General features: G+C 54.4%; 1 rRNA gene. It reads right to left on the bottom strand.

Annotation, left to right across the window (positions count from 1 at the left end):
- Positions 1-1129 (bottom strand): 16S ribosomal RNA (locus I6E38_RS14825); the annotation flags it as partial.
- Between the last annotated feature and the right edge of the window lie 14 nt (positions 1130-1143).

The raw sequence follows: 1143 nt of genomic DNA, 5'->3' as shown, positions 1-1143 counted from the left end.
ACCCGATGGCAACTGAGAACAGGGGTTGCGCTCGTTATGGCACTTAAGCCGACACCTCACGGCACGAGCTGACGACAACCATGCAGCACCTCCACCGGCGCCCCGAAGGGCCTCATCATCTCTGAATCGTTCGCCGGCAGTTCAAGCCCGGGTAAGGTTCCTCGCGTATCATCGAATTAAACCACATGTTCCTCCGCTTGTGCGGGCCCCCGTCAATTCCTTTGAGTTTCACCGTTGCCGGCGTACTCCCCAGGTGGGATGCTTAACGCTTTCGCTTGGCCGCTTACGTCAGACGCAAACAGCGAGCATCCATCGTTTACCGCGTGGACTACCAGGGTATCTAATCCTGTTCGATACCCACGCTTTCGAGCTTCAGCGTCAGTTGCACTACAGCAGGCTGCCTTCGCAATCGGAGTTCTTCGTCATATCTAAGCATTTCACCGCTACACGACGAATTCCGCCTACTTCCCGTGCACTCAAGTCTGCCAGTTCGCGCTGCAATGCCCAGGTTGAGCCCCGACATTTCACAACACGCTTAACAGACGGCCTACGCTCCCTTTAAACCCAATAAATCCGGATAACGCCCGGACCTTCCGTATTACCGCGGCTGCTGGCACGGAATTAGCCGGTCCTTATTCATACGGTACCTGCAATAAGCCACACGTGGCTCACTTTATCCCCGTATAAAAGCAGTTTACAACCCATAGGGCCGTCATCCTGCACGCTACTTGGCTGGTTCAGGCTCTCGCCCATTGACCAATATTCCTCACTGCTGCCTCCCGTAGGAGTTTGGACCGTGTCTCAGTTCCAATGTGGGGGACCTTCCTCTCAGAACCCCTACTGATCGTCGCCTTGGTGGGCCGTTACCCCGCCAACAAGCTAATCAGACGCATCCCCATCCTTCTCCTTCACATTTCGTTCTCGTTAGATGCCTGCTGAGAACTGCATATCGTGTTAGTCCGCCTTTCGACGGGTTATCCGATGGACAAGGGCAGGTTGGATACGCGTTACTCACCCGTGCGCCGGTCGCCATCAACGAAAGCAAGCTTCCGTCATGCTGCCCCTCGACTTGCATGTGTTAAGCCTGTAGCTAGCGTTCATCCTGAGCCAGGATCAAACTCTACATTGTAAAATATCTTTTAC

This window comes from Leyella stercorea (assembly GCF_021531355.1).
In the GTDB taxonomy this organism is placed as follows: Bacteria; Bacteroidota; Bacteroidia; order Bacteroidales; family Bacteroidaceae; genus Prevotella.
This window is presented reverse-complemented; position numbering and strand designations above follow the sequence as displayed.